This is a genomic window from Paenibacillus luteus, assembly GCF_006542765.1.
Lineage (GTDB): Bacteria > Bacillota > Bacilli > Paenibacillales > Paenibacillaceae > Pristimantibacillus > Pristimantibacillus luteus.
Window position 1 is genome coordinate 163,135 of sequence record NZ_SKCD01000097.1, and the last position, 14,648, is coordinate 177,782.

The 14,648-nt window shown below is 49.7% G+C and carries 11 protein-coding genes; all 11 read right to left on the bottom strand.

All coding sequences use genetic code 11. From position 1 onward, the window contains the following. Positions 1 to 72: 72 nt before the first annotated feature. The 11 genes from E0496_RS35030 to nuoI all read right to left on the bottom strand — a co-directional run bounded on the left by E0496_RS35030 (position 73) and on the right by nuoI (position 14,646). The gene (locus E0496_RS35030; RefSeq protein WP_141506511.1) at positions 73 to 1,374 is read right to left on the bottom strand and encodes an ABC transporter substrate-binding protein; all 1,302 of its coding nucleotides are present in this window, start codon (positions 1,372 to 1,374) and stop codon (positions 73 to 75) included. A 173-nt stretch (positions 1,375 to 1,547) separates the two neighbouring features. Then, a complete protein-coding gene (locus E0496_RS35035; protein WP_141506512.1) occupies positions 1,548 to 2,528 on the bottom strand; it encodes a LacI family DNA-binding transcriptional regulator in 981 nt (326 codons plus the stop codon). Between the two features lie 176 nt (positions 2,529 to 2,704). Then, the gene (gene murA, locus E0496_RS35040; RefSeq protein ID WP_141506513.1) at positions 2,705 to 4,129 is read right to left on the bottom strand and encodes a UDP-N-acetylglucosamine 1-carboxyvinyltransferase; all 1,425 of its coding nucleotides are present in this window, start codon (positions 4,127 to 4,129) and stop codon (positions 2,705 to 2,707) included. Between the two features lie 300 nt (positions 4,130 to 4,429). Further along, positions 4,430 to 4,696, bottom strand: a complete 267-nt coding sequence (locus E0496_RS35045; protein ID WP_139996923.1) for a DUF1146 family protein — start codon at positions 4,694 to 4,696, stop codon at positions 4,430 to 4,432. 91 nt (positions 4,697 to 4,787) lie between these two features. Beyond that, the gene (locus E0496_RS35050; RefSeq protein ID WP_241675100.1) at positions 4,788 to 7,883 is read right to left on the bottom strand and encodes a S8 family peptidase; all 3,096 of its coding nucleotides are present in this window, start codon (positions 7,881 to 7,883) and stop codon (positions 4,788 to 4,790) included. A gap of 428 nt (positions 7,884 to 8,311) precedes the next feature. Next, complete coding sequence (locus tag E0496_RS35055; RefSeq protein ID WP_141506514.1) at positions 8,312 to 9,862, bottom strand: NADH-quinone oxidoreductase subunit N; 1,551 nt, start codon at positions 9,860 to 9,862, stop codon at positions 8,312 to 8,314. Positions 9,863 to 9,865: 3 nt separating this feature from the next. Next, the gene (locus E0496_RS35060; RefSeq protein ID WP_241675101.1) at positions 9,866 to 11,497 is read right to left on the bottom strand and encodes a complex I subunit 4 family protein; all 1,632 of its coding nucleotides are present in this window, start codon (positions 11,495 to 11,497) and stop codon (positions 9,866 to 9,868) included. Next, a complete protein-coding gene (nuoL, locus tag E0496_RS35065; RefSeq protein ID WP_141506515.1) occupies positions 11,494 to 13,365 on the bottom strand; it encodes an NADH-quinone oxidoreductase subunit L in 1,872 nt (623 codons plus the stop codon). The genes E0496_RS35060 and nuoL overlap by 4 nt, the downstream gene beginning before the upstream one ends. 8 nt (positions 13,366 to 13,373) lie before the next feature. Next, positions 13,374 to 13,685: an NADH-quinone oxidoreductase subunit NuoK gene (gene nuoK, locus E0496_RS35070; protein WP_141506516.1), complete on the bottom strand. Its 312-nt coding sequence runs from the start codon at positions 13,683 to 13,685 to the stop codon at positions 13,374 to 13,376. Then, entirely contained in the window at positions 13,678 to 14,196 is a 519-nt protein-coding gene (locus tag E0496_RS35075; RefSeq protein ID WP_141506517.1) for an NADH-quinone oxidoreductase subunit J, read from the bottom strand. Before E0496_RS35075 ends, nuoK begins: the two co-directional genes overlap by 8 nt. Next, positions 14,197 to 14,646, bottom strand: a complete 450-nt coding sequence (gene nuoI, locus E0496_RS35080) for an NADH-quinone oxidoreductase subunit NuoI (protein WP_141506518.1) — start codon at positions 14,644 to 14,646, stop codon at positions 14,197 to 14,199. Between the last annotated feature and the right edge of the window lie 2 nt (positions 14,647 to 14,648).

Sequence of the window (14,648 nt, forward strand, 5' to 3'; positions counted from 1 at the left end):
AAAGCTAGCAAGAGTAAACGGCCTACCCCGTCATAGGGCGGGGTAAGCCAGTTGTCAGCTATCCATCATTATTTATTTTACGGTTTTCCAGTAAGCCTCAATCTCTTTGGTCAGCGTCGCGCGATCGGCTGCGCCCGCCAAATATTTTTGCATGGAAGCGCCGATTTTGGCCCAATGATCCGCCGGCAATGTGCTCATGGAATCCTCGGTCTTGCCATTGGCAATATGCTCTGAAATGGATTTCGCCAACGGGTCTTTAGCTTCAAGCGTAATGTTCTTGAACGCCGGAATAATATTCGCCTGATTGACGAGGAAGTCTTGCCCCTTCTCGCTGTACACCATCCACTCCAAAAAGGTTTTGCCTGCAGCTTGCTGCTCGGCCGTATTTTTCTCCTTATCAAGCACTAGACGTTTCGATACAGCGGAAGAAATCTGCGTATTGCCAAAGTCCGCCGGATTGTTGCTCACCGGTACCGGAAGAAAGCCATACTGACCGCTTGCAGTATCAAAGCTGCTAATTTGCGGCCAAGCCCAGTTTCCTTGGAACCAAATGCCTACCTCGCCTTTGCCTAGCACCTCCGGCCCTCTCTCATAGGTTCCGGATAAAGGAGATGCTTTATCGATGTTGTATTTAGCCATCACATCAAACGTATCGATCAGGCCGTTAAATACAGCGTTGCCAGCCAAGTCGACCGTACCCGCTTTCAAATCGTCAACGAACTTCGCCACAGCAGCGGTATCCGCCGACTGCCCAGCGTAAGCCAGCGGCAAGTAATGCGCGCCTAGCGACCAATCCATTGGGGAAATAATAAGTGGCGCTTTGCCGGAAGCCTCGATTTTTTTGAACAGATCCTCCAGTGTGCTAGTCGTATTCACCGTTGCCGGATCAAATGCCCCGCCTACCGCTTGATCCAGAACCGCCTTGTTATAAATAAAGCCGTAACCTTCAATTGCAAGCGGGAAGGCATAGTTTTTGCCATCGAATGTCGTTAACGCTGTACTGCGATCAACCGCGTCCGCCATCCATTTCTCGCCGCTCAGATCAAGCACACGATCCTTGAACTTTTCGACATCGCCCGTATCCAGCATCGTAATGGTTGCTGGATTGCCCGATGCATAAAGCGCAGACGCTTTCTCAAATGGAGATTGTCCGGCAGGTACCGGTATAATTTCAAGCGTAATATTCGGATAATCCTCTTTAAATGCTTTTGCCGCGTTCTCCAGCTGCGCCTGAATTTCACCTTTAGAGTTAAGGAGTGTGATCTTGACAGCTGACCCCTCACCAGATTCTTCCGACTTATTCCCGCATGCCGTAACGACCATAACAACGATAAGCGACAAAGCCAGTGCTTGCATCCACTTCCAGGTTTTCATTTGTATGCCCCCGATTCTTATCATTTGAATACGGCTCACCGATCGTGTAAACCGCTTTCATAACGTATTATAGCGATGACTATTTAATATGTCAATCGTTTGACATGTCAAACGATTGACATTATATGATAAAAATAAAAAACCCTTGCTGCGCATGGGTTTTTCACTATTTACTATGATGTGGTTGCACGTTCAATTAGCGTAACTGGCAATATATTCGCAGTCTCGAATGCTTCCTCGTTCATTTGCTTCAAAATTAAATCAACAGCTGTTTTACCGATATCCGCAATCGGTTGTTTGATCGTCGTCAGCTCCGGCGTGATCCATCTAGCCGCATTCACGTTGTCATAACCGATGATCTTAACATCACCAGGCACATGCCTCCCAGCGGCTGCACATTCTTTGACCGCAAACGCGGCTATAATATCACTGGTTGCGAAAATGCCATCCAGATCAGGATGATCCTGAAACAGCTGATGCATAATCTGTTCGTACTGGAGCTGGTCGAACACATTCATGTCCGTCTGTATAATAATATGTTCAATCCCTCGCTCCTGCATAACCGCCTGAAAGGCCTCTGTTCGCTGGTTTGCCAGCAAATGCAGCTCCAGATTCCCGCAAATATGCGCAATCTTTTTGCAGCCATTATCAACTAAGAGCTTTGCCGCGAGCTTACCTCCAGCATAATTATCCGAGGATATGTAGGGAATCTCATCGCTAATTTGACGGTCAATGGTTACAATCGGAGAGCTGAGATTTTTGTACTCATCCACTTGAAGCGTATGGCTTCCCATAATAATGCCATCCACGCGATTGCGCTTTAACATTTCGATATATTCCTTCTCTTTAAGAGGATCAAGCTGGGAATTGCACAGCAGCATCTTGAAACCCAGCTCGTAGGCGTAATTTTCCACATGATTGGCCAACTCGCTGAAAAAAGGATGCGAGACGCTCGGTATGATTAAACCGATTACGTTAGATTGTTTTCTTAGGAGCGAGCGGGCAATTTCATTCGGCTGATAATCGAGCTCCTCCATCGTCTTGTAGACCTTCGTTCTTGTTGCCTCACTAATATAGCCGCGGTTATTTAACACGCGGGAAACCGTCGTTACGGATACGTTCGCTTTTTTTGCCACATCATGTATCGTTGCCATGGCCGCCCCTTTGCTCTAGCAGTAGTACCATTTATTATAGCGAAATCCTAGTCATAATCATACTTGTTACGTGGAGACCGTTTCTGTGGGTAGTCTTCGATTTATAAAAAAGAAGCTGTTTCAGATAAGCCCGTTGCGGCTTATTTGAAACAGCTTCTTCGTTGTAAAGGAATAGGTTAAGCCCAAGTCGGCTGGATCTTAACCCGCTTGTAAGATGACGCAGTTTCGCTCTCTGATAAGGCACTTACTGAAATAGCAGCTACAGCAGCCGTGTCTCTCGCAGGGATCGAAATATTGACTGCCGTACCTTGAGCACTAGCCGTAACCGTCACGTTCTCGGTTGCAGACGCAACGCGGGAAATATCCGCTCCAAGCGCAGCCAGCTTGCCCGTAATATCGACATAACCACGATCCACATGGTGCAGACCCGTCACTTCCGTCTCGCCGTCAGCCCGCAGTGCCGCGCAAATAAGCGCTGCTCCTGCTCTCAAATCAGTCGCGCATACCTTAGCGCCTGTTAACGGCAAACCTCCGCTTACAATCGCCGTGCGGCCATCCACCTTGATTTGGGCATTCATTTTCTGGAATTCCTCAACGTGCATAAAACGGTTTTCAAACACCGTTTCGGTGACCACGCTCGTTCCTTCAGAAACAAGAAGAAGAGCCATCATTTGTGATTGCATGTCGGTTGGGAAGCCTGGATGCGGCAAGGTTTTCACGTCTACCGATTTCAAAACCGGACCTGATTGCACGCGAATACCGTTATCACTTTCAGTAATTTCCACGCCCATTTCCTGCAGCTTGGATATGACTGGCGTCAGATGGTCAGCAATCGCGCCTTCAACGAATACATCGCCGCCTGTAATAGCCGCAGCAATCATATAGGTACCTGCTTCTACCCGGTCAGGAATAACATTATGAGCTGCGCCATGCATCTTATCTACGCCTTCAATACGAATGACGCCTGTGCCTGCACCGCGCACTTTACCGCCCATAGCATTAATATAATTAGCTAAATCAACGATTTCCGGTTCTTTGGCTGCATTCTCAAGAATGGTTGTGCCATCCGCCAAAGCTGCCGCCATCATAATATTTTCGGTTGCGCCCACACTGGCAACGTCAAGATAAATCTTGGCGCCTTTCAGGCGGGTCTTTGTGCTTGCTTCAATAAAGCCATGGCCCAGCGTAATTTCTGCGCCCATCGCTTCGAAGCCCTTCAAATGCTGATCGATTGGCCGTGTACCGATGGCACAACCGCCAGGCAATGATATTCTGACACGGCCGATACGGCCAAGGAGCGGTCCCATGACAAGAAAGGAAGCACGCATTTTGCGAATAAGCTCGTAAGGAGCCTCGTAAGACGTAATCTCCTGCGCGGTAATGCGCATGGTTTCATTGTTATAGGTTAATTGTGCACCTAAGGAAGCGAGCACCTTCTGGATCGTCATAACGTCGTCGAGGAGGGGTACGTCACAGATGACGCTGTCTCCTTCTGTCGCCAATAATGAGGCCGCCAAAATGGGGAGTACTGCATTTTTTGCTCCGCTGACACGGACCGTTCCCTTCAAGCGCTGGCCTCCGCGGACGATAATTTTGGTCATCTTTTGGTTCCCTCCGCGAACTGCAATTTCTATTACCTATTCGTGAATATTTTGGAATAGCTCACTTTACCCAAACTTCATCTTATCATTCAATTACATGAAACGACAAGCGTTAAATTTTTCTCATTTTTTACAAGTGTTTCTCACAGCAATTTATGACTTTTTTCACCAAATTTAATACGTTTTTTTGAACAAAGCAAGATTCCTACCCCTTCACAGGCTCTAATTTATACCTATTCGTAAGCGATTTGCTTTTTGAGACCGTCATGTATTACCCATTGTTGACATGTTTCGCTTTTGTTATTCGACAAAGCTCTTGAGAAGTACCGTGTAGCCCCAATACTCCAAAATAAATTTAGCGAGCAAATGTCCCATAATAACGGCAACGATTACTTGAAACATACGTGCCTTGGGGCTGCGTGGAAAACGGAAGAACGTTTCCCATTTCACTTCCCTGAGCACAAACCAAACCAGAATAATGCTTAGGATGACAATGATGATAGAAAATAAACCAGTCATACCCGTATAGGTCTGAATATTATTGTAAAGCTCATTATCGACGTCCATGATGCCTCCCTAGCTATTGCGATCTTTCCGTTGCTATTCCTTTGCTTACCTAATCAAACGTATCCGAATGCCAAATTGTTTTAGGAAAATATTAGGACAGTACCCGGTGAAGCAGTACCGTAAAGTCAGCACGGCTGGCCTGCTGCTTCGGTCGGTACAGGTTGGATTGTACCCCTTCAATTTGGCCGCTCTGCTTCATCGCCATTAGCATAGGCGCTGACCAATGGGTCTTAGGCACATCTCCAAACGGGTCGACGGTCGGCAGGCGTGGCTGTACCCCCTCGGCATAACCGATAATAAGCGCCATCTCTGCTCGCGTAATCGGCTGATCAGGCTTGAAGGTCTGGTCAGGGAATCCTTTAATCCAGCCTTGCTTCACCGCTCTTGCAATCGCGTCGCTAGCCCAGTGGCTTGCGGGGACATCACGGAAGCTCTTGATCTGTGATGTGCCTGCTGAAATCGGTTTGTAAGCCTTAACTACCATAGCCACGGCCTCTGCTCGCGTAATAGCACGCTTAGGCTCAAAACGATTATCCCCCGTGCCATTGATGATTCCCTGTTTGTTAAGTGCTACGATTTCATTTTGAGCCCAATGGTTTCGAATATCGCGGAAACCGGCTATGAGCTCATCCGCTTTCAGTTTAAAATGATAATACTGTTGATCGAACGGCTTATCTGCGGTCAGCTTCACATAGTAGATATCCGGCTGCAGAAGCAGTTCGCTTAGTTGAAGCTTACCGGTTTTACCCGTCCGTGCGCTTGCCAGCTGTTTCATCCTCTTATCATATACGATAAGGCTTAGATCAATGTCCAGCGGCACGCCGCTGATTAACATGCCAATAACACTCGTGCCCGTAATTCGGTGCTGGAACCAATCTACATCCGAGTAACTTCCGATTACACCAACATATTCAGTGCCTGCCTTAATCATTAAAGCCTCGTAGGACTTATCATTGGGCTCATTCGGATCATCATATTTGGGTGTATAGTTCAGCTTGAGCGTATAGGCGCCAAGCGTCGCGCTCGCTTCCGAGGAGATCGCATTGTGAACACGAATATAATATTTACCTGGAGTCACAGTTATGACAGGTGACCGCTCGGTTTCTCCTTCGCCTTCATCATCGTACACCATCAATTGCTGACCCGCTCTTTGCAAGGCAAGACCGGGATCTATACGCGCGGTATTCGTACTGAGTACAAGGCTCAGCTTTCCGCCTTGCGTAAAGGTGACGGCAAACCAATCACGATCCGCCGTTTGATGAAAATTGCCCTTTACGGATTGCGTCCTTGGTTGAAGCGTAAACGCTTCATAGGATTTGTCGTTGGTCTCATATTCATCCGGCTTCATGGTCAAGGTTGATGTAAGCAAGTATGGCAAATCGTCATTACTGCTTTGATTGATTAGTTCCATATGAATAAGCTGTGAGCCTTTTTTGACCTCTAGGTCGATAGATCTGCTTGCCAGCTTCGTATCGCTTACGCTCTTCTTCGTCCCGTTCACATAATGCGAAATTCGGACAGGCGGTACAATTTTTCCGCTGCTGACGATTCCTTCATATTGAAGGGACAGTGTACCATCATATGGGACATCAATACGGTACCAATCATGATCTGCGGTTCCTTGCAGCACAGCTGATATTTGCGTATTAAGCGGAAAACGAGCCGCAGTGTTAATACTGTTGTTTGTTTCGTAGCCGTCTGCTTTCATGGCCATGCTAACCGCTCGATCGATTTGCAGCACGCCGTACCCGGAGGCGCTGTCTGCACCGGCTGCACCGATATCCTTGGCCGTTTGGCGCAAAAGCCCGCGTATTTGGTAGGGCTTCAAATCCTTATAGCGCGCCCATATAAGCGCAGCGGCAGCGGCAACTTGAGGGGCTGCCATGGATGTGCCTTCTTCCTTCTTGTACAAGCCGCCAATTGCGGTTGTGTACACATTCCAAGGTGCAACCACGTCAAGCTCAGATCCCTGATTAGAGCGCGTATCTACCGTATTGTCTGCTTTTACGCCGCCTACGGCCACTACCGTAGGATAGGCTGCCGGATATTTCACCGTTGCTTTCTCTCCGAAGGAGACGCCATCATTTCCGGCTGCTGCGACAAGGAGCACGTTTTTGCTTTCCGCATACTGCACAATATCCAGCATATAAGGGGAGTACCGATACAAGCCTACGGATAACACGACTATTTGGGCCCCGCTGCGTATGGCATACAAAATCGCTTCGCCAAGCTCTTGTTCTGTACCGTCGCCGCGGTGATCAAGCGCCTTGATTGGCATGATTTTGGCTTTCCAGACGATGCCGGCTACGCCAATACCATTATTGCCCGCAGCTGCTATAACGCCGGCTACGCTCGTGCCATGGCCGTTGTCATCATCCGGCTTGTCGCCCGGCGATACTAAATTGGCGCCAGGCACCAAATTATCCTTTAGATCCGGGTGATCGAGATCAATGCCCGTATCTACGATCGCAATCGTCAGCTGCTGCTGCTCCCGAACGGTCTCCCACGCTTTTTGCGCACCGATCTGATTGAGATATAGCTGCTTTGCCAGCTCTGGATCATTGGCTTTCAGCGGCGCAGAAGCTGCTGCTGCCGCCCCTGCGATAGCCGGAGCCTTGCCCACTGGTGCGAGCTCTGCCGCAGCTGAGGAGCCATCAGGCGCCTTCTGCGCATCGCTGCCGCGCACCGCCTGAGAAGCGTCCGCCGCCGCATCACCTTCCGGCTCATCGGCAGGCATAGAGAGCATGTGCACCCCATAATTAGGGTGCACATATTCCACGCCCGGCATGCTTTGCAGCCGGCGCAGCCATTCCTGCACGTCCGCGCCTTCAGCGGCCGGACGCACGAGCATCACCGCCGTCTCCTCCTGACGGCGGAGCACCTCCGTCCCGCGCAGCTCTTGCGCATGCGCGGGGTCACGCCATTTGAGCAGCCAGCTTTGCGGCTGCTCTTCATCTGCGGCGGCTGCGGCCTGCACCGCAGCCGGAGCGAGCCCTGCGGGAGCGATGCCCCCTAGGGCGACGCTCACGAGCAGCAGTGCCAGCAGCGCGCGCCGCACGTACATGCTCGCAGCGCGTGCGCATCTCGCGCGCAATCGGTGGTCCTCGCGCGCAGTGCTGTTTTGATTAGCAGCTGTCTCTTGCAGCTGTAAATCAGGATCTTTTTGTAGCGCTATTCGATTAATCATCATAGTCTGCCTTTTCGTATTGAACGATAATAGTGTCTTCCTGCTTTCACTTATAAATAACCTCTTTAATACTTTCTCTGAACATGGCTCATATCCCTTGTTTCAGGCAGACAAAAGGACCAAAGACCTATGAATCTGCGAGTGGATATGTACAAGGAGTTGCCGAGCTGACAAACTATTATTTCCCGGTAAATAGGAACTATCGCAATTGGGCTTCACTGCGCATAAAATGCATTCATAAATCCCTATCCTCCTGCTGCTCAATACCCATATCGCCTGTTCATGAAACAACACAGCATAAACGACAAATCTCGCCCTATGCATAAGCAAAAAAGCGAAGCCTCCCTTACAAAGACTTTACGCCTTTTAGAGAGCTTCGCCCTTTGTATTTCATCTATGTGCCTAGCCGTTCTGCAAATTCCGTTCGCTTATCTCCCAATGATGAGATCGCCTGTAATCGAAAAGACGGCATCAATCCAAGTCATTAGCGGTCCTGGAAAAAGACCCAGACCAAGCGTACCAGTCGCACATACCCAGATTACGATCCCCGTTGCTGCCGATATGCGAATTTCACTGTCATCGTTCCCGCTGCGCATAAACATCTGCCGCACCAGACCGAAATAAAAGTAATAGGAAATGACGCTGCTGACCACGATAATGGCGACCAGCCAATAAGCTTTGGCGTTTGCTGCTCCAAGCAATATGAATAGCTTTCCGAAAAATCCGCCGGATACTGGCAATCCTGCAAACGACAAGATGAAAATGACCATCGCTGCCGCTGTCCATGGCGCCCTGTAGTACATGCCGGCAAACCCTTTCAGCTCCTCATGCCCTACTGCCCGGCTCACGACCGTGACGACCGCAAATGCCCCGATCGTCATCAATAAGTAAGCTACCAGATAAAAAACAAACTCAGAGAAGTTGCTGCTATGTACGATAGTAATCGAAATCCCGATCGGCACGAGCAGGTATCCGGCGTTCGCAACGCCAGACAATGCGAGCAGGCGCTTAGCATTTTTTTGTCCCAGCGCAGTCATCGTTCCGATCAGCATGGCCGAGGCCGCAAGTACAAGCAGAATCAAGTAGATATCCTTCGCCATATATGGATCACCGCTTGCGTTAAACAGCTTGATGCTGTACAACATTCTAAATATGGCGGCAAGAGCTGCGCCCTTGGCGATAACCGCAAGAAATGCAGCTATTGGCGTCGGAGCGCCTTGATACACATCTGGTGCCCATGCGTGGAAAGGAGCCGCTGCGATTTTGATTCCGAAGCCCGCAAGCATAAAGAAGAAGCCCACATACGCCAGTGCTTTGAAATCTATCATCGCCTGCGGCAGCGCCTCGCTGATGAGGCCAAGATCAACTGATCCCGTAATGCCATAAATGTAAGACATGCCGAACAGCACCATCGCGGAGGAAATCCCGCCCGTCACCACATATTTAAATGCCGCCTCTGCCGATAAAACAGATTTGCGCTTGAGTCCAACAAGCACGTAACTGGTCAGACTAAGCAGTTCCAGACCAATGTACAAGGAAACCAGATTGCCCGACGAAGCCATCATCATAGCTCCCATCAGCGCTGGAAGCAGCAAATAGAAATATTCGGCCTTGTCCGCAATCCCTCCCTCGTCCCGCTCCGAGCCAAGCGCAAGCAGTAAGATAAGAGCCGTTCCTGTCAGAAATACGATTTTCAGCAGACTGGAGAAATCGTCAATCCGATAGCTGTTGGCGAGCAGCGATATTGCCTCTGCCGATACGCCACCCTGATTCATATCAATCATCCGAATAACAACGAGCGCAAGGGAAGCAAGCATACCTGCAAGCGAGAGCCATCCAATCACTTGTCGGTTCACGGACTTCGGGAGCAGCAAATCCAGAATGACTGCGATCAGAAATACGGCTGCAAGGGCAAGCTCAGGGGCAAGATAGAGCATATCCGTCCATGTCAGTGGTACAAAAGAAACGCCTTCATACATGGTCTATCCCCCCGCCCTTGTTGCGAATAATGGTTTAAGTAGTCCTTCAACGCTTAGTTGCACCGTATCCGTTAGGATGGATGGATAGCAGCCGAGCAGCAGGATGAACGCAAGCAGCACGATCATCGGCACCGCTTCGACGAGCCTCGCATCCCTTAGCGCGCCGAAACGCTCCGGCAACGGACCATAGGTGATTTTCAGCACCGCACGAAGCACGTAGACCGCAGTTAATACAATGCCAAGCGCCGCTGCCGCTACCAGCCAACGCATCGATTCGAACAAGCCAAGAAGCGAAAGAAATTCGCCTACAAAGCCGGATAATCCCGGCAGACCAAGCGATGCGAGCCCTGCGGCCAGCAGAACGCCGCTTAGAAATGGCATGGACCTTGCCAAGCCGCCAAGCTCGTTCAGCTCGGTTGTTCCTGTTCTCTCGTAGATGCTGCCAACAATTAAAAAGAGCAGCGCGGATATCAGCCCATGTGACACGAGCTGAAATACAGCCCCCTGCATTCCAATCTCGTTAAATGCAGCAAAACCCAGCAAAACGATGCCCATATGGCTGATCGAAGAATAGGCTAGCACAAGCTTGAACTCCCGTTGCCTGAAGGCAAGAATGGCCCCATACAGCAGGTTGATAAGACCTAACACCGCCAGTAGGCTTGCAAAGCTGCGGGCTTGCCCCGGAAACAGCAGGAAACCGAAGCGCAGCAGGCCGTACGCACCCATTTTCAGCAATATGCCGGAATGAATCATGACGATAGACGGCGTCGCCTCTGTATGCACCTTCAGCATCCAGGTATGGAATGGAAAAATCGGAAGCTTAATGCCAAAGGCAACTAGCAGCATAATAAACAGCACTTGCTGCATGGTATCTGTCATCAGAAACGGATTAATGGAACCAAGCTGCTCTGGAGACATGTTGACCCAAGCTGTGGGGTCAGCCATGTTCCGGAAAATATCGGTATAGCTCCCGCTATAAATAAAACTTACTTGCTCACCGACTTGGTCGATGCGAAAGCCCGCCGTATTTACAAGAATGACGAAAGCAACAAGCATGATTGCTGAGCCGATGCCGTTATAAATGATAAATTGGTTGGCGGCCCGCTCCCGTTTGAAATAGCCCCATATCCCGATCAAGAAATACATAGCGATCAGCGTAATCTCAAAGAAAACAAAAAACAAAAACAGATCACGAGCGAGAAATACGCCCAGCATGCCCGTCTCCAGCAGCAGAAACCAACTAAAGAAAGCTTTCCACCTTTTTTTCACATGAACGGCTGCAAGCGCGGCCATCGCACTCACCAGCGCAGTCAACAGCAATAGAGGAAGCGACAGCCCGTCAACGCCAAGCTCATATTGAAAATGAAACAAAAATTCCGATACTCCGTTTTGCGATTCCTTGTTGAGCGGTACCTCCACCCAGGTATGCTGTTCCTCAAATGACACTCCGCCCTGCTGTTTGTCAAAATCCGTGTATAGCCACAACGATAAAATAAGCGGAACCAGGGTCGTTATGACGGCGGCCGTCTTCATCCAGCCGCTCCGCTGCTTTGGCAGCAGCAAAATAACGAGCAGTCCCAGCAGTGGCGAAAGTAAAATAAACGATAATATCGGAATATCGCTCAGGATGCTCATGGCAGGAACCTCCTTCCAACGATGGCAACCACGAGAATAACAAAGCCGATGACAGCTGCTAGGCCATAGGTTTGAACTTGGCCATTCTGCAGCCTTGCCGCCGTTTTACCAGCTGTACTCACCGCGGCTCCTGTCAGGCGCACGATCCCGCCAATGACATAAATATCAAAAGCTGTTAACGCTGAACCGATTAGCTTCAGTGGCTTCACAATGACAGCAGCATAAAATTCATCCATATAATAACTGCGTTCCAGTACCCTTACCAGCCACGGCGTATTCTCACGCAGCGCAGAGCTGCTAACGCTTCTTTTTCCATAAACAAGCCAACCAATATAAATGCCCAGCAGCCCTACGGCAATGGACGCTACAATAGCTACAGCGCTATCATGCGCTTCTTCAGCCCCATCGTTAAGCCAGCCGCCAAACCATCCGTTCCACGGCGTTTCTATAAATCCGGCTGCAAGCGCAAGCGCCGCCAACACGACAAGCGGTACGGTCATAAGAGCCGACGATTCCTTGGCGCCAGAAGTTGCTGCGCTCGGCTTGCCTGTGAATACAAGGAAGAACAGCCGTGACATATAAAGCGCCGTGCAGAAAGCCGTAGCCAGCCCCACCACGAATAACAAGGGATTCGTCTCCCAAGCTATCGACAGAATCAGATCCTTAGACCAAAATCCCGATAACGGCGGAATACCGGCAAGCGCTAAGGCGCCGATGGCAAAGGTCCATGCCGTCACCTTCATTTTTGAGCCTAATCCGCCCATTTCGTTTATGTTTTGCGTATGTACTGCATGAATGATGCTTCCGGCTCCTAGAAACAGCAGTGCTTTAAAGAAAGCGTGCGTAAACAAATGAAAGATCCCGCCGGTTAACGACCCCAACCCCAGCGCCATCATCATATACCCCAGTTGGCTGACCGTTGAATAGGCCAAAATCCTTTTGATATCGTTTTGCGCCAGTGCTATCGTCGCTGCAAATATAGCCGTAAAGCCTCCGATATAGGCGATTGTTTCCATAGCCGCCGCAGAATCTTGGAAAATATCATATGTCCTCGCAACGAGGAATACACCCGCCGCTACCATGGTCGCCGCATGAATGAGCGCGCTGATTGGGGTTGGTCCCTCCATCGCGTCCGGCAACCACACATGAAGCGGAAATTGCCCTGATTTCCCCATTGCGCCAAGGAATATGAGCAAAGCGATCAGCGTCGTAATCCCATTTGTAATCGCGCCTGACTGCCCGTCAAACACGCTTTGAATCGTAGTGAAATCCAGAGCGTGATCCGGCATATACCAGAACAGCAGAAGGATGGCCAGCAGCAAGCCCGCGTCACCGATCCGTGTGACAATAAACGCTTTTTTGGCAGCAGCACGCGCCTTCGGCAGCGTGAACCAAAAACCGATCAGCAGGAAGGAGCATACGCCAACCAGCTCCCAAAAAATATAAAACGATAATAAATTATCGGACAAAACAAGTCCAAGCATGGAAAACGTGAATAAAGCAACGTAACCGTAGAACACGGTTATCCGTTCATCATCCTTCATATAACCTGCCGAGTACACATTCACTATAAAGCTGACCAGCGTAACCACAACCAGCATCAACGCTGTCAGATTGGTGACCTCAAACCCGATTCGAAGCGTATAATCACCAATAGCTATCCAGTCAAAGGAATGATTATAGTCTACTTCGCTGCCGCTTAGCCGGTCCGTCAGAATGAGCAGGGACATTGCAAATGCCGCTAAGGAACCTAGTGACCCAATGAATACGCCTGCTCGCCGATAGCTGCGGCCCAGCGCCGTCAAAACAAGGAAGGCGACCAGCGGAAACAGCGGAATAATCCAAGCCGCTTGTGTGTATTTATCCATTCGCTGCGCTACCTCCTCATTTTGTTAAACTCATCGACATTAACCGTTCCGCGCAATCGGAACAAGGCAATCAAGATGGCTACCCCAATCGCCGCTTCAGCTGCTGCGACTGTGATGGTGAATAAAGAAAATATTTGTCCCGTCAGCGACGGTGCGACGCCATATTTCGAGAAAGCAATTAAATTCAGATTGACCGCATTCAGCATCAGCTCAAGCGACAGCAGCACAACGACAGCATTTCGTTTCACCAGCGCGCCATAAAGTCCGATACAGAACAAGATGGCCGCCATCGTTAAATAGGACGGGAGCATGTCATTCATCCGCCTCCTTTTTGGCAAGCACGATCGCTCCGATAAAAGCCACCGTCAGCAAGACGGAAAGCAGCTCAAACGGAATGACATAACCCGTATATAAGAGCTCTCCTATTGCCATCGTATTGTCTTCTCCCGGATTAAAGTTTCCCGCTTCCGGGAATGTCGTGATACGAATAGCATAAAACAATACGCCGAACAAGCTGAGCGCTCCTACCGCTGCCAGCGTCTCATGCAGCGGCTTCGCAGGCTCGCGCTCCGCGGCCTGATGCTTCGTCATCATAATGCCGAAAATCATCAGAATCGACACCGCGCCTGCATATATAAGCACCTGAACAAAAGCAACGAACTCCGCCTCCAGCAGCACGAACATGCCTGCTAGACCCAGAAATACAGCCGCCATGGAAATGACCATATGTACGACCTTTTCCAGGCTAATCATGAGGACAGCACCGCAGATCATGATCGCCGAAAATACAAAAAATGCGGCAAACTCGCCGGTGAAATCAATATTGAACAACTATTTGCCGCCTCCTTTGGCTGGCGCTCCGATATTGTTATTATCCTGCCGGGTTAGCGTGTTATTGTCCGTCAGCCACTGTGCATCCTTGAACAAGTCATCGCGGCTAAAAGTCGCAAGCTCGAAGTGGTTAGACATGACGATCGCTTCGGTAGGACATACCTCGGTGCATAGATCACATAAAATGCAAATTTCAAAATTAATATCAAACGTGTCGATGACCTTCCCTTTTTTCTCGGGATCGGGATTCGGCTTGCCGGTCAGCGTGATGCAATCTGTCGGACATATACGTGCGCATTGATTGCAAACGATACATAAATCTGGAATAAAATGCTGAATACCACGAAAACGATCCGGCATAACAAAGGGCACATCGGGATAAGAGGTCGTCACTTTGGGAGCCGTCATTGCTTTTAGCGTAACGCCAAGTCCTTGCAGGATGCCTTTCATTT

Bases quoted from the DNA above. Each gene is read 5' to 3' on its own strand.
- nuoK (WP_141506516.1), bottom strand. From the start codon at position 13,685: ATGAATGACATGCTCCCGTCCTATTTAACGATGGCGGCCATCTTGTTC.
- murA (WP_141506513.1), bottom strand. From the start codon at position 4,129: ATGACCAAAATTATCGTCCGCGGAGGCCAGCGCTTGAAGGGAACGGTC.
- E0496_RS35055 (WP_141506514.1), bottom strand. From the start codon at position 9,862: ATGTATGAAGGCGTTTCTTTTGTACCACTGACATGGACGGATATGCTC.
- E0496_RS35045 (WP_139996923.1), bottom strand. From the start codon at position 4,696: ATGGACGTCGATAATGAGCTTTACAATAATATTCAGACCTATACGGGT.
- E0496_RS35060 (WP_241675101.1), bottom strand. From the start codon at position 11,497: ATGAGCATCCTGAGCGATATTCCGATATTATCGTTTATTTTACTTTCG.
- E0496_RS35030 (WP_141506511.1), bottom strand. From the start codon at position 1,374: ATGAAAACCTGGAAGTGGATGCAAGCACTGGCTTTGTCGCTTATCGTT.
- nuoL (WP_141506515.1), bottom strand. From the start codon at position 13,365: ATGGATAAATACACACAAGCGGCTTGGATTATTCCGCTGTTTCCGCTG.
- E0496_RS35035 (WP_141506512.1), bottom strand. From the start codon at position 2,528: ATGGCAACGATACATGATGTGGCAAAAAAAGCGAACGTATCCGTAACG.
- E0496_RS35050 (WP_241675100.1), bottom strand. From the start codon at position 7,883: ATGATTAATCGAATAGCGCTACAAAAAGATCCTGATTTACAGCTGCAA.
- nuoI (WP_141506518.1), bottom strand. From the start codon at position 14,646: ATGAAAGGCATCCTGCAAGGACTTGGCGTTACGCTAAAAGCAATGACG.